Source organism: Variovorax gracilis (genome assembly GCF_030317115.1).
GTDB classification, from domain to species: domain Bacteria; phylum Pseudomonadota; class Gammaproteobacteria; order Burkholderiales; family Burkholderiaceae_C; genus Variovorax; species Variovorax gracilis.
This window is the reverse complement of record NZ_JASZYF010000002.1, coordinates 133,558-150,186: the sequence shown is the minus strand read 5'-3', so window position 1 is coordinate 150,186 and position 16,629 is coordinate 133,558. Positions and strand designations below refer to the sequence as shown.

The following is a 16,629-nucleotide window of genomic DNA, read 5'->3' as shown; positions in this document are numbered from 1 at the left end:
TGAATTCAATGGATCGTCGTTCCCTCATCAAAAACGCCGGCATCGCCGGCGTCCTCGCTGCCGGCATTGCGCCGGCAGTTCACGCGCAGGCAGCCGTTCGCTGGCGCCTGGCATCGAGCTTTCCCAAGTCCCTCGACACCATTTTCGGAACGGCTGAAACGTTCTCCAAGAGCGTGAGCGACATGACCGGCGGCAAGTTCCAGATCTCCGTGCATGCCGGCGGCGAACTGATGCCCGCCTTCGGCGTGGTCGACGGCGTGCAGAACGCCTCGGTCGAAATGGCGCACACCGCGCCTTACTACTTCTACGGCAAGGACCCGACCTTCTGCCTCGGCTGCGCGGTGCCCTTCGGCCTCAACACCCGCCAGATGAACGCGTGGATGTACGAAGGCAACGGCCTGAAGCTGATGCGCGACTTCTACGCCAAGTACAACATCTACAACCTGCCGGGCGGCAACACGGGCGCGCAGATGGGCGGCTGGTTCCGCAAGGAAATCAAGTCGGTCGCCGACCTCAAGGGCCTGAAGTTCCGCACCAACCCGTTCGCCGGCCGCGTGCTCGAACCCTTCGGCGTGATTCCCCAGTCGATCCCCGGCGCCGACCTGTACCCGGCGCTCGAGAAGGGCACGCTGGACGCGCTCGAATGGGTCGGCCCCTACGACGACCAGAAGCTCGGCTTCAACAAGGTCGCGCCGTTCTACTACTACCCCGGCTGGTGGGAAGGTGGTCCGCAACTGGACTTCTACATCAACAACAAGGCCTGGGAAGGCCTGTCGGCCGAGTACAAGGCCATCGTCACCGCGGCAGCCGCTCAGGCCAACATCGGCATGACGGCGAAGTACGACGCGCGCAACCCCGTCGCGCTGAAGCAACTCGTCGGTTCCGGCACGAAGCTGCGCCCCTTCACGCAGGACGTGATGAACGCGGCCTTCAAGTCGGCCCAGCAGATCTACTCGGACCTGAACGGCAGCAATCCCGAGTGGAAGAAGGTCTATTCCGACTACTCGAAGTTCCTGGCCGACCAGAACGCCTGGTTCCGCTTCACCGAGGGCACCTTCGACCGCTTCATGCAGCAACAGAAGCTGTGAGCGGGTCCGGCCCAGGCCGGCAAACCCCCAAGGCAAAAAGCCCCGTTGGCAACAGCGGGGCTTTTTTCATGGGGGACGCTGATCGAAGCCCGGGGCTCAGGGTTTGGCGTTCGGGAAACTGCGCGCGGCGACGCGTTCGGCAAAGCCTGTCAGCAACCGCGCATCGGCCGAATGGATCCAGGTCACGGCGCCATTGCGACGGCGCACCAGCAGGCGCGGCGCAACGATGCGGTCGAGCCAGCGCCAGTGCACGAGCTTGAGATGCGCGACGTCGGCTGCGTCCTCTCGCTTGTTCCACAGCCAAGTCTGCGTGAGCACGTCGCCATCGAGGCGCGTGCGGCTGTAGACGATCCAGTAGCCCATCCACGCGATGCACACTGCCGCCAGCCCGAAGAGCACGATGCTGCCGACGGACCACGACGCGCCGCTGAGCGCAGGCAGGCTCCAGATGCCGAATCCAACCAGGTCGACCACCAGGATGACCGCCAGGATACGGACGAAGGGCGGGTAGGCGGGGCTCTCGAGCGCGGCCGGGGACTCGGTGTCGCCCGGCGCGCGGCCGTCTTCTGCCTCGGTGGCGCTCACTTCTTGGTGTCGGCGTCCGGCGCGGGGGTGGCCGGCGCAGGCTCTTCCGGCGTGGCCTGCTTCTGGTTGCCGAACGGGTCTTCCATGTTCATGCCGCTGTTGTCCGACCCTTGCGACTCGGCCGGCATTTCAAGCTGCACCTTGTCCACGTCGACGACCACCTTCTTGTCGAGGAAGACCGTGACGGTCTGCGGGAAGAAGATCACGATCGCCACCAGCAGCAGCTGCAATCCGACCCACGGAATCGCTCCGAGGTAGATGTCGCGCGACTCGATCTTTCGCGGCAGCGCACCGTTCTTGAACAGCGTGTCGGCAATGCCGCGCAGATAGAAGAGCGCGAAGCCGAAAGGCGGATGCATGAACGAGGTCTGCATGTTCACGCACAGCAGTACGCCGAACCAGACCATGTCGATGCCGAGCTTGGCGGCGACCGGCCCCAGCATCGGCAGGATGATGAAGGCGATCTCGAAGAAGTCGAGGAAGAAGGCCAGGAAGAAGACGAAGATGTTGACGACGATCAGGAAACCGATCTGTCCGCCCGGCAGGCCGGAGAGCAGGTGCTCGATCCACTTCGCGCCGTCGACGCCCTGGAACACCAGGGAGAACATCCGCGAGCCGATGAGGATGAACACCACCATGGCCGTCAGGCGCATCGTGCCGTCCATTGCGTCCCGCAGCATGGGCCAGTTGAGCCGCCGATGGATGGCGGCGAGGATCAGCGAGCCCACCGCGCCCATGGCGCCGGCTTCGGTCGGCGTGGCGATCGCGTGGTCCATGAAGGGCAGGCCGCCCATCGATCCCAGCACCGCGAAGATCAGGATGGCCGAGGGGATGATCCCGCGCAGGCACTTGCCCCACAGGGCCCAGCCGGAGAGCGTGCGCGCCGATGCAGGCACGCCCGGCACATAGCTCGGGCGGATGCGTGCGACCAGGAAGGTGTAGATCGCGAAGATCAGCACCTGCAGGATCGACGGGCCCCAGGCGCCCTTGTACATCTGGCCCACGTCGGTGCCGAGCTGGTCGGCCATGACGATGAGCACCAGCGATGGCGGCACGAGCTGCGTGATGGTGCCCGAGGCAGCCAGCACGCCCGTCGAATAGCGCATGTTGTAGCCGTAGCGCATCATCACCGGCAGCGAGATCATCGCCATCGCGATCACCTGGCCGGCCACGGTGCCGGTGATGGCGCCGAGGATGAAGCCCACGATGATCACCGAATAGCCCAGCCCGCCGCGAACCGGGCCGAAAAGCTGGCCCATCGAATCGAGCATGTCCTCGGCCAGCCCGCATTTTTCGAGCACTGCGCCCATCAGCGTGAAGAACGGAATCGCCAGCAGCGTCTCGTTGGACAGGATGCCGAACACGTTGAGCGGCAGGTTGGCCATGAAGCCGGCCGGGAACCAGCCCATCTCGATCGCGAAGAAGCCGCTGAACAAGCCGAGCGCGGCAAGTGAGAACGCGACCGGGAACCCGATCAGCATGATCACGACCAGCCCCGCGAACATGATCGGGGCGAAGTTTTCCATTTCCATTTTTCTTATCCTGCGAAGCGGTGCGAGAGGCGGGCGTTGCTTGTGGGAAGGGCGCTCATTGCACGGGCTTCTCGTAGTGCGTGTCCATCTCGATCAGACCACGCAGGTAGGCGATGCGCTTGATGATCTCGGCCACGCCTTGCAGGAACATCGCGCCGAAGCCCAGCGGCATCATCAAGGCGGCAGGCCAGCGGATGAGGCCGCCGATGTTGCCGGAGATCTCGCCGGTGCGCAGCATGTTGAGGAAGAAGGGGAAGGTGAGCCAGAAGAGCAGGCCCATCACCGGGAGCAGGAAGAACACCAGGCCGAACAGGTCGACATAGACCGGTCCGTGGCGCTTGAGCTTGCCGTAGATGATGTCGACGCGAACGTGTTCGTTGAGCTTGAGCACCAGCGGTGCCCCGAGCATGACGGTGGCGGCGAACAGATACCACTGGATCTCGAGCCACGCGTTGTTGCTGAGGTCCAGGCCATAGCGGATGACGGCATTGCCGGCGGAGATGACCGAAGCGGCCAATACGGCCCAGGCGGCGATCTTGCCGAGCTTGGCGCTGATCCAGTCCATGGCGAGCGCGAATTTGAGGAATGCTGACAAGTTCTTGTCTCCCTGCGGGATGAAATACGGCGCCGCCGGGGCGTTTGGCGCAAAGTTGACAATGGTAACGCTCTGTAGCGGCCGCGCTCCCCGGTGCACGTGCCCGGGTTTTCCCGAAGCGGACCGCGCTGCACCGACGCGGCCGATGCGCCTCGCCATAATGACCCATGCCTTCGAGCCCGCCGTCATCGACGCCGTTCAGCACGCCCGGCCTGCCGCATTCCATCGACTCGCCGGACATGCGTCGGGCGGGCCGCGAACTGCTCTCGCTGGCGCTGATCGACGCGCGCAATCACACGCTGCATCTGCTGTCGTTGTACGAGCAGGCACTGGGTTCGGCGGCGCTGGCCGTGCCCCGGGTCGAGGGGGTGGACCCGCCCGTCTGGCTGGCCGGCCACATCGGCTGGTTCGCGGAGTGGTGGATTGCGCGCAACACGCAGCGCGCGTTCGGCGCGGAATGCCCGGTGCGGCCCACGCGCCTCGCCGCGATCGAGCCGAACGCCGATGCATGGTGGAACCCGCTGCAGATCGACGTGCAGCAGCGCTGGTCGCCCGAGATGCCCGATCTGGCGCAGACCAAGGCTTATCTGCTCGAAACGCTGGAGAGCACGCTCGAACTGCTCGAGCACGCGGCCGAGACCGACGCCGGCTTGTATTTCTACCGGCTCGCCCTCTTTCATGAAGACTTGCGCGGCGAGCAACTGGTCGTGATGGCGCAGACGCTCGGCCTGCCCTTGGGCATCGAGCTGCCACCGGCAGCGGTCACACGCGAGCCGCTGCTGGTGACTGCGACGCCGTGGGACCTCGGCCTGCCCGACGCGGGGTTCGTCTTTGCGCAGGAGCGCGGCACGCAGCGTGTCGATGTGCCGGAGTTCGAGATCGATGCACAGCCCGTGACCTGGGACCAGTACGTGGAGTTCGTCGACGACGGCGGCTATGACCGTGCAGAACTGTGGCGACCCGAAGGACTGGAATGGCTCGAACGCCAGATCGAAGGACGACGCGGACCGCGACACGTCGAGCAGATCGGCGCGGCGCGCCACGGCACCGGCGGCTCTGTGCTGCAGCAGCATTTCGGCCGGACCGTGCGCGCGGCCGGCAACCAGAGCGCCGTCCACGTGAGCTGGTGGGAGGCGGATGCATGGGCGCGTTGGGCCGGTCGCCGGGTCGCCACCGAGGTCGAGTGGGAGATTGCTGCGCACACCGCCGGGCGCCGTGGCTTCCGCTGGGCCGACGTCCATGAATGGACCGCGGGGACCTTGCAGCCGTTGGAGGGCTTCGCGGCCGATCCGTGGAGCGCGGGCACCGAGTTCGATCCGCAGCCCGCGTTCGGCAAGGCCCGGGTGCTGCGCGGCGCATCGTTCGCGACGCGTGCGCGGCTGCGTTCGCCGAAGCGCCGCGGCTTCGCCCTGCCAGGGCGCGACGACGGCTTCTTCGGTTTCAGGACCTGTTCGCTCTGATGGCGATCACCCGGTCTTCTTCGGCTTGAAGTTCCACCACGGCAGCAGCGCGCTCAGCGACTGCACCTCGCCGCTGCTTGCGCTTTCGTAGCCCGGCAACGTGCCCAGTTGATGCTGCCAGGCGGCGCCGCGCAACAGCGTGAGCAAGGCCTCGATCGCCGGCTGGTCGAGCGCCGACTTGAGGCAGGCCAAGTGGTAGCACTCGTTCGCCAACGGCACGAAACCAAGTCCTGCACTGCGCGCCGCGGATTCGAGCCCCAGCCCCGTATCGGCCTGGCCGGCCGCGACCGCATGCGCGACGGCCGCATGCGAAGGTTCGTCCCTCGCGTAGCCGTCGATCGCATCGGCGTCGAGGCCGTCGCGAGCCAGCAGTTCGTCGAGCAGAACCCGCGTACCCGTGCCGAGCGCCCGGTTCACGTAGCGTGCGCGACGCGCGATGACATCGGCGAGGCCATTCAACTCCAGCGGATTGCCGGGCGCCACGATCAGCCCCTGCGTGCGCCGCGCGAATCCGATGATCTTGTGCAGGCCGGGCCTGAGCAACGGCTTGTAGGTCCGCTGTGCGATCGAGCCGACCGGCGGCCGCTCGAGTGTGTGAAAGCCCGCCATCACGCATCGGCCCTGGTTGAGCGCGCTGATCGCATCCACGCTGCCGGTGAAGCGGATGTCCAGTTGCAGTTGCGCCGTCGCAGCCGCGTGGGCGCGCAGCAGCACCAGCGCGTCATCGTGGCTTGCATGCAGGCTCAGCACGTGCGTGCGGTCGTCGAAGGCAAGCGCGAACGCGCGTTCGAGATCGGCATGCAGCGCTTCGATCTGCGGTGCCAGGCGCGCCTGAGCCTGGCGCTCGGCCCACAACAGCTTGTCGCCGAACTCGGACAACTGCGCCGATCGTCCCTGGTCGCCCGTCACCAGCGCATGACCCAGTGTCTGCTCCCAGCGCTTCAACTCGCCCCACACGTGCCGGTAGGAGAAGCCGAGCGCGCGCGCGGCGCCAGAGATCGAGCCGTGTTCGCGCACCGCGTGCAGCAGTTCCATCAAGGGATTGCGGATCAGCGCACGGCCGCTGCGGCGCGGCGCGATGGCATAGGAGAGTTCGATCTGTTGCAAGAGGAGTGGGCGCGTGAAAGTGCGCGAAGGATTATGCAGATGCGGGCATCTACTTATGAACGTGCTTGCATAAGTCGCTCGTCGGTGCTTGCCCCATACTGCGTGCGCTTTTCAGAACCCACCCTTGCATGAATACCTTTGCCGACAGCGTTGCCGCCGCTGGACAACTCGTTGTTTCGGGCGATGCCGTCTTGCTCGCCATCGTCGGCCGTTCACTCGCCGTCAGTGCCACGGCCTGCCTGCTCGCCTGCGGCTTCGGCCTGCTGCTGGGGGCATGGCTGGCGGTCAGCCGATTCTCCGGCCGGGGCCTGCTGCTCACGCTGCTCAACACCTTGCTGGCGCTTCCCTCGGTGGTCGTGGGGCTGGTCATCTATCTGCTGCTTTCGCGCTCGGGGCCGCTCGGTTTCCTGGGATGGCTTTTCAGCTTCAAGGCGATGGTGCTCGCCCAGACGATCCTGGTGCTGCCCGTGGTCACGGCGCTCACGCGGCAGACCATCGAGGACGCAGACCGCGCACACGGCGAGCAACTGCGTTCGCTCGGCGCCGGCGATTTCGCGCGTGCGCTGCTGCTCGTATGGGACGAGCGCTATGCACTGGTCACCGTGGTGATCGCCGCTTTCGGCCGTGCGGTGTCGGAGGTCGGCGCGGTGATGATCGTCGGCGGCAACATCGACGGCTTCACGCGCGTGATGACCACGGCGATTGCGCTGGAAACCAGCAAGGGGGATCTGCCCCTGGCGCTGGCGCTCGGACTGGTGTTGCTCGGCGTGGTGCTGGTGCTCAACCTGGCCATTGCGGCCCTGCGCGGCTGGCGTGAGCGCGTCGACGGCGGTGCAGCCGATGCATCTGCGGTGCGGCGGCTGGAGGTGGCTTCGTGAGCCGGACGGGGGTCGGGCCGGCGAACGACGAAGCGCTCTTCAGCTTGCACGGCGTCGATGTGCGATTCGGCCGCGTCCAGGCCCTGGCCGGTGCCACCCTGTCGATCCATCCTGGCGAACGGGTGGCCCTGATCGGCGCCAACGGCAGCGGCAAGAGCACCTTGCTGCGGGTGCTGCATGGCCTGGTGCCGCATGCCGCCGGCGCCGTCGTCAGCCGGGTGCCGCGCCGCGCGCAGGCGATGCTGTTCCAGCGGCCGCACATGCTGCGCGCGAGCGTGCGCAACAACGTCGCGCTGGCGCTCTGGCTGAACGGCGCGCGCTGGCGTCATGCACGGCAGGAGGCCGGCGTCGCGCTCGGGAGAGTCGGGCTTGCCGACCTCGCCGGGCGCAACGCGCGCACGCTGTCGGGCGGCCAGCAGCAGCGCATGGCGCTCGCACGCGCCTGGGTGCTGCATCCCGACGTGCTGTTCCTGGATGAGCCGACGGCCAGCCTGGACCCAACCGCCAAGCGCGAGGTCGAGGCATTGATCGCCGATGCCGCGCATGGACGCACGCTGGTCTTTGCCAGCCACAACCTCGGGCAGGTCAAGCGGCTCGCGAGCCGCGTCGTGTACCTGGAGCACGGCCGCGTGCTCGCCGATCTGCCGGTACACGATTTTTTCACCGGGCCCTTGCCCGAGGAAGCCCGTCTTTTTGTCAAAGGAGAGTTGGTATGAGTTTCTTCAATCTGCCCGGGAGCGCGCGTTTCGTGTTCGGTGCAATCGTTCTCGCTGCGGGCACGTTGGCGGCACATGCCGAGACCATCACGATGGCCTCGACCACGTCGACCGAGCAATCGGGCCTGTTCGCGCACTTGCTGCCGGCCTTCAAGCAGGCCGCCAACATCGACGTCAAGGTGGTTGCGGTCGGCACCGGCCAGGCGATCGACATGGCCAAGCGGGGCGATGCCGATGTCCTCTTCGTGCACGACACGGCTGCGGAAGAGAAGTTCGTCGCCGAGGGATTCGCGGCCCAGCGCTTCCCCGTCATGTACAACGACTTCGTGCTCGTGGGTCCGAAGGCCGATCCAGCCGGCGTGAAGGGCAACGACATCGTGGCTGCGCTGAAGAAGATCGCTGCGGCCAACGCACCTTTCGTCTCGCGCGGCGACAAGAGCGGCACGGACGCCGCCGAGCGCCGGCTGTGGGCGCAGACCGGCGTCGGCGAGTCAGGCCAGCCTGTGCCCAACGAAAAGAAGGGTACGGGCTACAAGGAATGCGGCTGCGGCATGGGCCCGGCGCTCAACATGGCAGCTTCGAGCGGCGCCTACGTGCTGAGCGATCGCGGAACCTGGCTGAGCTTCAAGAACCGCGCGGACCTCGCGGTACTGGTCGAGGGCGACAAGCGCCTGTTCAACCAGTACGGCGTGATGGTCGTGAGCCCGACGAAGTTTCCGCAACTCAACAGCGCGGGCGCGCAGAAGTTCGTGGATTGGGTGATCTCGCCTGCCGGGCAGTCGACCATCGCCGGCTACAAGATCGGCGGCGAGCAACTGTTCTTCCCCAATGCCACCAAGTAGCCCATTGCGCGCCATGGTGCTCGCATCGGGTCTGATCGCGGGCGCGGCCGGCGCCCAGCCCGCGGCGCCCGGCACGACAGTGACCGTGTTCGCCGCCGGCAGCCTGCGCGGTCCGATCACGCAGGCTGCGCAGGCCTTCGAGAAGGCGAACCCGGGCACGCGCGTCGCGCTGTCATTCGGTGCGTCCGGCTTGCTGCGCGATCGCATCGTCGCGGGCGAGAGCGTCGACGTCTTCGCATCGGCCAACATGGCGCATCCGCAATCGCTGTCCGTGAACAGTGCGTGGGGCCCCGCCTTGGCCTTTTCACGCAACGCGCTGTGTGCGCTCGCGCGGCCGGGCCTCGCGGTGACGCGCGACACCCTGGTCAGGACGTTGCTCGATCCAGCGATCAAGGTCGGCACCTCGACGCCGAAGGCCGACCCCTCCGGCGACTACGCGTTCGAATTGTTCGAGAAGGTGGAGCGCAGCGGCGCCGCGCCGGCCGGCTCTGCCAAGTCGCTGGCCGGCAAGGCGATGCAGTTGACCGGGGGGCCGAATTCGCCCGCGCCACCCGCCGGCCGCAACGTGTACGGCATGCTGGTCGCGACAGGGCAGGCCGATGTGTTCCTGACCTACTGCACGAACGCGGTGCTTGCCGTCGCCGAGGAACCCGGTCTGCAAATGATCGACTTGCCGCCGGCAATCAATGTGAGCGCGGAGTACGGCCTTGCCGTGCGAAACGGTGCACCCCAGGCGGCGCAGGCCTTTGCGGAAGATCTGCGCAGCGGTACAGGACAGCAGGCGCTGCGTCGGTCCGGGTTCCTGGCGCCCTGATCAGCGCGTTCAATCGAGCGCACGGACCTCGATGCGCACGAGGTTGCGCACGTGCCGGGGTCCGAGGCGCTGGTCCGCAGTCGAGACCAGCGCGATGCGACCCTCGCGCTCGTCGAGGGGCTTGCCGTCGCGTTCGAACAGCACGAGCACGCCGTCTCCTACTGCGGTGTTGGAGATCTCGGGCCACGAGAAGACAGCGCGGTAGCCGTCGGTCGCAGTTGCGACGACGACCAGCGTCTTCCAGTCATTGCGGCCGCTCGCGGCGAGGCCGGCGCGTTCGACCAGGGCCGAGAGCTTCACGCCCCGGACCGTGGACTGTGCGTCCGTACCCTGTCCGCTACGTGTTTGAGTGAAGCGGCCGACGTCCTTCTCGGGAAACGCGGCGAGTGCCGCCGCGTCGAGCTTCAGGGTCTGCTTGAGCACACCGCTGATTTCGAGTTGCTGGCTGGGCTGGGCCGCGGCGACCGTCCATATGGCGCACAGCAGGATCAGATGAATGGCTTGTCGAACGAAACGCACGGGCACTCCAGGATGGCGGTTCAGCGGTCCATCGGAAGGTACAGGCTTTCCTTGACTTCTTCCATCACGATATAGCTGCGCGACTCGGCCGTGACCGGCAACTTCTTCAGCAGATCACCCAGGAGGTTGCGGTAGTCGCTCATGGCGCGCAGCCTTGCCTTGATGAGGTAGTCGAAGCCGCCGGAGACCAGGTGGCACTCCATCACCTCCGGCACGTGCAGCAGTTCCTGGCGCACCTTGTCGAAGACGTCGCCGGACTTGGACGACAGCGTGATCTCGACGAACACCAGCAGCGTCTTGCCGATCGCCTGCGGGTCGATGCGGGCGTGGTAGCCGGTGATCACGCCGTCGCGTTCCATGCGCCGTACGCGCTCGGAGCACGGGGAGGTCGACAGCCCGATCTGTTCGGCCAGATCGGTCATCGAAATGCGCCCCTGGCGCTGCAGGATGTCGAGGATTTTTCGGTCGGTGCGGTCGAGATCGAGCATTTCACTCCTCCAGGCCCGATTGGGCGACAAATTTAGCAAGAACCACTGCCAAGCAGGATTTATTCAGTGGAGTTTATGGCTGCCGGAAGAATACGCTTGACTCCTTTCCTGCACATGAGGGGTTTTGCGATGAAGGTGATCGTTTTGGGTGGCGGTGTCATCGGTGTCACGACCGCTTATTACCTGGCCCGTGCTGGCGCCGAGGTGACGCTGGTCGACCGCCAGGACGGCCCCGCGCAGGAAACGAGCTTTGCCAACGCCGGGCAGGTGTCGCCCGGCTATTCCACGCCGTGGGCCGCGCCCGGGATTCCGCTGAAGGCGCTGAAGTGGATGTTCCAGAAGCACGCGCCTTTGTCCATCCGCCCCGACGGCACGCTCTTCCAAATGCGCTGGATGGCGGCGATGCTGAAGAACTGCTCGCCGGAACGCTACGCGGTCAACAAGGAACGGATGATGCGCGTGGCTGAATACAGCCGCGACTGCCTGCGCGAACTTCGTGCCGAGACGGGCATCCGCTACGAGCACCGCACACAGGGCACGCTGCAGTTGTTCCGTACGCAGGCGCAGTTGGATGCCGTGCAGCGCGATGTTGCGGTGCTCCAGGAGTGCGGCGTTCCCTATCAATTGCTCGATCGCACGCAACTCGCGGCGGTCGAGCCGGCGTTGGCGCATACAGGCGACCTGCTCGCAGGTGGTCTGCGCCTGCCGAATGACGAGACGGGCGATTGCAACCTGTTCACGAGAGGCTTGGCGGACATCGCGCGCGGACTCGGCGTGAACTTCCGGTTCGAGCAGGCGGTGGACGGCCTGATCACCGAAGGTGGTCGTATCGCTGGCGTTCGGCTGGGTGGTGCATCCCGCGAGGTGCTGACCGCAGACCGATACGTCCTCGCCTTCGGCAGCTATTCACGCGACTTCATCGCGCCCTTGGGTCTGGACATTCCGGTCTATCCGGTCAAGGGCTATTCGCTGACGGTGCCATTGGTCGATCCATCGGCCGCGCCGCAATCCACTGTGCTCGACGAAACCTACAAGGTCGCCGTGACCCGTTTTGACGACCGTATCCGCGTCGGCGGCATGGCCGAACTGGGCGGCTTCGATCTGCGCCTCAATCCCCGCCGACGCGAGACGCTGGAGCGCGTGATCACCGACCTGTTCCCATGCGGCGACCTGCCGCGCGCCACGTTCTGGACGGGGCTGCGGCCGATGACGCCGGACAGCACACCGATCGTCGGTGCGACGCCCTATGCCAACCTGTACCTCAACACCGGGCATGGCACCTTGGGGTGGACCATGGCTTGCGGTTCGGGCAAGGTGGTGGCGGATCAGGTAATGGGTCGTCGGCCGGACATTCGCACGGATGGTCTTTCGGTCGATCGCTACCTGGCGCCGAGTTCGGGTCCCCGTGGCACGACGAGGCCGGCTGGGGTTCCTGCCTGAATTGAGGACGGGGCCGGCGTCGTCGGGCGGTGTGCCCTGTGCCGGCCGACGTCACCGGCTGCTTCGCGGCTGCCCTGCGCTGCTCGCGGTACGCGGGGTCCGCGCAAACTCGCTTCGCTCAAACACGCGCGGCCCTGATCCGCGTACCGCTGCGCTGCTCGGCGGTGCCTCAACGGCCGGCACAGGGCACACCGCCCGACGACGCGGGACGCTGCGGTTGAACTGTCCGCCCCAACGGTTTTGAATGCGCGCAGGCTGGGACGTTGGCGGGGTGAGTAACCGTCGCACACCCGAGAGCCCGGTAGGCGGCGCGGCTTGGGCGACCCCTCTGCGCCGCTGAGGAGTGCAACTACAGGCGGATCAGGGCCGCGCGTGTTTGAGCGAAGCGAGTTTGCGCGGACCCCGCCTGAAGCGAGCACCGCAAGGAAGCCCGAAGGGCCGGCGCAGCGGGGTCGGCCGGCCCGCACCGCCTACCGGGCGCCCGCCCCAAGGAAACAGGCGCCCACCCACAAAGAACTAAGCAAGAGCCGCAGCAGAAACCTGCCGAATCCCCATCGCCTTCAACGTATCCGCGACAGCAGCCACCGCCCCCGGAATCCCCGCATCGCCAAAATGCCCCATGCATCCGACACGGAAGGTCTCCACCTGCGTCAGCTTGCCCGGATAGAGGATGTACCCGCGCTTCTTGACCTCTTGGTAGAAGGTCTTGAAGTCGTACTTCGGATCGTCCGGCGCGTGAAAGGTCACGATGATCGGCGCCTGGATCGCAGGATCGAGATAGGTGCGGAATCCCAGTTCGCCCAGCCCCGAAATCAGGGCCTTGCAGTTGCGCGCATACCGGCCGCCACGCGCCTCCAGGCCGCCTTCCTCGAAGTACTGAGTGATCGCCTCGTCGAGCGCCGCGACCACGTGCGTTGGCGGTGTGAAGCGCCATTGCGTCGTCTTGCCCATGTAGACCCACTGGTCGTACAGATCCATCGCGAGCGAATGGCAATTGCCTTCGCACTTCTCGAGCGTGCTGCGCTTGATGACCACGAAGCCCATCCCCGGCACGCCTTCGAGACACTTGCCGGAGGCTGCGACGACGGCGTCGAAGGGTGTCTTGCGCGCATCGATCTCCAGCGCACCAAAAGAACTCATCGCATCGACGATCAACCCGCGGCCATGCTTCGCCACGACCATCGCGATCTCGTGCAGCGGATTGAGCACGCCCGTTCCCGTCTCGCAATGGACCAGCGCCACATGCGTGATCGTCGGATCGTCCGCCAGCACGCGATCCACGTCCGCCGCCGACACCTGCTTGTCCTCGGTGTAGTCGATCGTCGTCAGCTTGCGCCCCAGCACCTTGCAGATTCGCGCGATGCGCTGGCAGTACGCGCCATTGTTCGGCACCAGTACATGACCATCGCGCGGAACCACCGTGCCGATGGCTGCCTCGACCGAGAAGGTTCCGCTGCCCTGCAACGGAACGCATTCGTGCGTGCCCTCGCCGTGGACGATGCGCAGCACCTGCTGGCGAATGCGCCCGGTGATCTGATTGAAATCCGAATCCCATGATCCCCAGTCGCGCAGCATGGCCGCCCGCGTGCGGTCGGATGTCGTCAGCGGGCCGGGAGTGAGAAGGATCGGATGGGAGGCTTGGCTCATGGTGTCTCCAGGTGAGGGAAGGTCAGCAGGAATAAGGGATGAAGCTCAGGCACGCCGCAAGTTGCGCCATGCCTGGGTGCGGGCCAGCATCACGCGCGTGAGCAGCGAATAGGCAATGCAGACCACGGTCGAGGTGGCCACGATCAGGCTCGCCAGCGCTGCCGCGGGGCCGATGTCACCGGCCTCGTCCAGATGCATGATCGCGACCGAAGCGAGGATCGTCTCCGGCGAGTAAAGGAAGATCGCGCAAGACAGGCTTGCCATCGAGACCACGAAGAAATAGCGGCCGATGTCCAGGATGGCCGGCAGGCACACCGGCACCGTCACTCGGACAAAGGTTTTGAAGAACGGCACCTTCAGCGAGGCCGACACCGCTTCGAACTCGTTGTCGATCTGCTTCAGCGCTGTCACCGCAGTGAGATGGCTCGACGTGTAGTAGTGGACGATGGTCGACACGATCAGGATCGCCATCGTCTGGTACATGAAATTGAGCGGGTTGGCCGGATGGTTGAAGAACATCACGTAGCCCAGGCCCAGCACCAGGCCCGGCACCGCCATCGACAGCACGGCCATCAGGTGCATCGCTCGCCGCATCAGGCCGATGTTGCGCGTCTTCTCGATCAGGTAGGCACCCACGAACACGATCAGCGAGCCGCCGACCGCGGTGGAGATCGCGAGAATCAGGCTGTTGGTGTAGGCGGCCGCCATGTCGCTCTCGACCAGCGCGAAGTGATAGTGCTTGAGCGTGAACGAAAGGTCGTAAGGCCAGAGCTTGATGAGGGAGGTGTAGACCGCCATGCCGATCGTGGCCAGCAGCAGCAGGCACACCACCGTGCAGAACACCGCCAGCAGCGCGTCGCCCAGCCGGCTCGGCTTCGGGCTGTAGGGCACGGAGCGGGCCGTGAGTTGCGCCTTGAGCTTGCGCCGCACCGTGTAGTCGATCGCGAACGAGATGATGGACGGAACGAGAAGCAGCATGCCGACCACCGCGCCCATCGAGAAGTTGTGCTGCCCGACCACCTGCTTGAAGACGTCCACCGACAGCACGTTGAAGTTGCCGCCGATCACCTTCGGCGCGCCGAAGTCGCTGACCACGTAGGTGAAGACGACGGTGGCCGCGCTGATCAGGCCGTACTTGCACGAAGGCAGCGTGATCGTCGTGAACTGGCGCCAGGCGGGCGTGCGCAGTGCCGTGGCGGCCTCATACAGCCGTCCGTCCGCGAGTGACAGCGCTGTGACGAGAATCATCAACGCGTGGGGGAAGGTGTTGTAGACCTCGGCCAGGATGATTCCCGGCGCCCCGTAGATCGATGCGCCGCCAAGCAGGAACTTGAGTGCGCCCTGGTTGCCGAACCATTGCACGAAGGAGATGGCCGACAGCAGGGAAGGGGCCAGCAGTGGAATCAGCGCGATGAGCCGGAACGTGGCCTTGAACGCCGTCGGCAGGCAAGTGCGCGTGAGCGCATAGGCGCAGACAAAGGCCGTCGGCACCGAGATCATCACGACGACCGTGGAGACCCAGATGGAGTTCCACGCGGCCCGCATCAGGCTCGGCGTCTGGAAGTAGGTGATGAAGTGGGCGAGGCCGACGAAGCGGCCTTCCTTGTCCAGCACGGCGTTGATGAGAATCGTGAAGAGCGGCGCGATCAGGAACACGAAGAGCATCGCCATCACCAGCAGCAGCACGCCGCGCGCGATGAGTTCGTCGCGGCTCCATCTCATGCCGGGGCGGCCGTGCCATACGGCCCGGACAGGTTGGGCATGTGCCAGCGTGTTCATCTTTTCGCGGTCCTCTCGCAGAAGGCCCGGATGCGATTCGCACGCAGGGCGATCTCGATGCGGTTGCCTTCGCGGATGTCGAGATCGTGCAACTGGTTGAGCGAGAAGTGCAGGCCCAGGGTCTGCCCGTGCAGCGCATCGGCGGTGACTTCAGCGATGCAGAGACCGCCGAGGAACTCGACCTTCGTGACCAGCGCGTTGAGGCGGTTGGGCGTGTCGGGCCGGAGGTGCTCGGCAACGCGGTCTTCCGGACGCAGGTAGAGGTTCACCGCGTCGCCGGGCTCGAAGCCCGTGTCGCAGGCATCGCACTGCAGTTCCATGTCGCCGACACGGAAGAGATTGCCGCCCAGTGCATGACCGCGCAGCACGTTCACCTTGCCGACGAAGTCCGCGACGAAAGGCGTGGCAGGCCGCTCGTAGATTTCCATCGGCGTGCCGACCTGCTCGATGACGCCGTGGTTCATCACCACGATGCGGTCGGCCATCGACAAGGCTTCTTCCTGGTCGTGCGTGACCATGATGGTCGTGATGCCTACCTGCTTCTGCAGCCGGCGGATTTCGCCGCGCAGGCGAATCCGCTCCAGCGCGTCGAGCGCCGACAGCGGCTCGTCCAGCAGGAGCAGGCCCGGCCGCGTGGCGAGCGCGCGAGCGAGCGCCACGCGCTGCTGCTGCCCGCCCGAGAGCTGGCTCGGATACTTCTGGCCCGAGGTCGGCAGGCCCACCAGCGCTAGCAGTTCTTCCACGCGCGCCTTGATCTCTGCCTTCTTCGCCTTGCCGTTGACCAGACCGTAACCCACGTTGTCCGCGATCGTGAGGTTCGGGAAGAGAGCGTAGGACTGGAAGACGATGCCGTAGTCGCGCTTGTCGGGCGGCAGCCACGAGACGTCGCGCCCGTTCTGCAGGATCTGCCCGGAGGTCTGCGCCTCCAGGCCGGCGATGATGCGCAGCAGCGTGGTCTTGCCGCAGCCGGAGGGGCCGAGGAAGCACAGCATCTCGCCCGGCCTCACGCGCAGGTGCACGTCGCGCAGGGCGCTGAAGGATTCGAAGTCCTTCCTTATTCCGACGACCTCGAGGGCGGCGGTCTGTTGCAACTCGTCTGCAATGAACTTGGCGGCGGTCATATCCATTTTTCAGCTACT

At 65.8% G+C, this 16,629-nt stretch carries 16 protein-coding genes; 7 read left to right on the top strand and 9 right to left on the bottom strand.

The features are described 5' to 3' along the window. Positions 1-8: 8 nt before the first annotated feature. On the top strand, positions 9-1,088 hold the full coding sequence (locus tag QTH97_RS06330; RefSeq protein ID WP_286567247.1) for a TRAP transporter substrate-binding protein: 1,080 nt from the start codon (positions 9-11) through the stop codon (positions 1,086-1,088). 96 nt (positions 1,089-1,184) lie between these two features. Here the strand turns inward: QTH97_RS06330 and QTH97_RS06325 are convergent, their stop codons facing one another. From QTH97_RS06325 to QTH97_RS06315, 3 genes are read right to left on the bottom strand one after another with little or no spacing between them, the layout of a single operon-like run. Beyond that, on the bottom strand, positions 1,185-1,673 hold the full coding sequence (locus tag QTH97_RS06325) for a hypothetical protein (RefSeq protein WP_286567246.1): 489 nt from the start codon (positions 1,671-1,673) through the stop codon (positions 1,185-1,187). Continuing rightward, positions 1,670-3,205 carry a TRAP transporter large permease gene (locus QTH97_RS06320; RefSeq protein WP_286567245.1) on the bottom strand — a complete coding sequence of 512 codons (1,536 nt, stop codon included), beginning with the start codon at positions 3,203-3,205 and terminating at the stop codon, positions 1,670-1,672. Before QTH97_RS06320 ends, QTH97_RS06325 begins: the two co-directional genes overlap by 4 nt. Positions 3,206-3,260: 55 nt before the next feature. Further along, entirely contained in the window at positions 3,261-3,800 is a 540-nt protein-coding gene (locus QTH97_RS06315) for a TRAP transporter small permease subunit (protein WP_286567244.1), read from the bottom strand. Positions 3,801-3,967: 167 nt separating this feature from the next. Here QTH97_RS06315 and QTH97_RS06310 point away from each other — a divergent pair, with 167 nt between their 5' ends. After that, the gene (locus QTH97_RS06310) at positions 3,968-5,260 is read left to right on the top strand and encodes an SUMF1/EgtB/PvdO family nonheme iron enzyme (protein ID WP_286567243.1); all 1,293 of its coding nucleotides are present in this window, start codon (positions 3,968-3,970) and stop codon (positions 5,258-5,260) included. A 6-nt stretch (positions 5,261-5,266) separates the two neighbouring features. Here QTH97_RS06310 and QTH97_RS06305 read toward each other — a convergent pair whose 3' ends face one another. Further along, positions 5,267-6,367, bottom strand: a complete 1,101-nt coding sequence (locus tag QTH97_RS06305) for a substrate-binding domain-containing protein (protein ID WP_286567242.1) — start codon at positions 6,365-6,367, stop codon at positions 5,267-5,269. Positions 6,368-6,495: 128 nt separating this feature from the next. Here QTH97_RS06305 and QTH97_RS06300 point away from each other — a divergent pair, with 128 nt between their 5' ends. Genes QTH97_RS06300 through QTH97_RS06285 form a run of 4 tightly spaced genes read left to right on the top strand, consistent with a single transcriptional unit; the run spans position 6,496 to position 9,617 of the window. Beyond that, positions 6,496-7,245, top strand: a complete 750-nt coding sequence (locus QTH97_RS06300; RefSeq protein WP_286567241.1) for an ABC transporter permease — start codon at positions 6,496-6,498, stop codon at positions 7,243-7,245. Continuing rightward, positions 7,242-7,961 (top strand): ABC transporter ATP-binding protein, encoded by a 720-nt coding sequence (locus QTH97_RS06295; protein WP_286567240.1) that lies wholly within the window; start codon positions 7,242-7,244, stop codon positions 7,959-7,961. Before QTH97_RS06300 ends, QTH97_RS06295 begins: the two co-directional genes overlap by 4 nt. Then, positions 7,958-8,803, top strand: a complete 846-nt coding sequence (locus QTH97_RS06290) for an ABC transporter substrate-binding protein (protein WP_286567239.1) — start codon at positions 7,958-7,960, stop codon at positions 8,801-8,803. The genes QTH97_RS06295 and QTH97_RS06290 overlap by 4 nt, the downstream gene beginning before the upstream one ends. Before the next feature lie 13 nt (positions 8,804-8,816). Continuing rightward, entirely contained in the window at positions 8,817-9,617 is an 801-nt protein-coding gene (locus tag QTH97_RS06285; protein WP_286567238.1) for an extracellular solute-binding protein, read from the top strand. A 9-nt stretch (positions 9,618-9,626) separates the two neighbouring features. Here QTH97_RS06285 and QTH97_RS06280 read toward each other — a convergent pair whose 3' ends face one another. Continuing rightward, the gene (locus tag QTH97_RS06280; protein WP_286567237.1) at positions 9,627-10,136 is read right to left on the bottom strand and encodes a molybdopterin-dependent oxidoreductase; all 510 of its coding nucleotides are present in this window, start codon (positions 10,134-10,136) and stop codon (positions 9,627-9,629) included. A 20-nt stretch (positions 10,137-10,156) separates the two neighbouring features. Then, entirely contained in the window at positions 10,157-10,624 is a 468-nt protein-coding gene (locus tag QTH97_RS06275) for an Lrp/AsnC ligand binding domain-containing protein (protein WP_286567236.1), read from the bottom strand. A gap of 129 nt (positions 10,625-10,753) precedes the next feature. On the opposite strand from QTH97_RS06275, the gene QTH97_RS06270 reads away from it, so the two are divergent. Then, entirely contained in the window at positions 10,754-12,064 is a 1,311-nt protein-coding gene (locus QTH97_RS06270) for a D-amino acid dehydrogenase (protein WP_286567550.1), read from the top strand. A 516-nt stretch (positions 12,065-12,580) separates the two neighbouring features. On the opposite strand, the gene QTH97_RS06265 is transcribed toward QTH97_RS06270, so the two are convergent. The 3 genes from QTH97_RS06265 to QTH97_RS06255 are packed head-to-tail and all read right to left on the bottom strand — an operon-like array spanning position 12,581 to position 16,617. Further along, the gene (locus QTH97_RS06265; RefSeq protein ID WP_286567235.1) at positions 12,581-13,711 is read right to left on the bottom strand and encodes a 2-aminoethylphosphonate--pyruvate transaminase; all 1,131 of its coding nucleotides are present in this window, start codon (positions 13,709-13,711) and stop codon (positions 12,581-12,583) included. 45 nt (positions 13,712-13,756) lie between these two features. After that, positions 13,757-15,490, bottom strand: a complete 1,734-nt coding sequence (locus QTH97_RS06260; RefSeq protein WP_286567234.1) for a putative 2-aminoethylphosphonate ABC transporter permease subunit — start codon at positions 15,488-15,490, stop codon at positions 13,757-13,759. After that, positions 15,487-16,617: a putative 2-aminoethylphosphonate ABC transporter ATP-binding protein gene (locus QTH97_RS06255; protein ID WP_286567233.1), complete on the bottom strand. Its 1,131-nt coding sequence runs from the start codon at positions 16,615-16,617 to the stop codon at positions 15,487-15,489. The genes QTH97_RS06260 and QTH97_RS06255 overlap by 4 nt, the downstream gene beginning before the upstream one ends. Between the last annotated feature and the right edge of the window lie 12 nt (positions 16,618-16,629).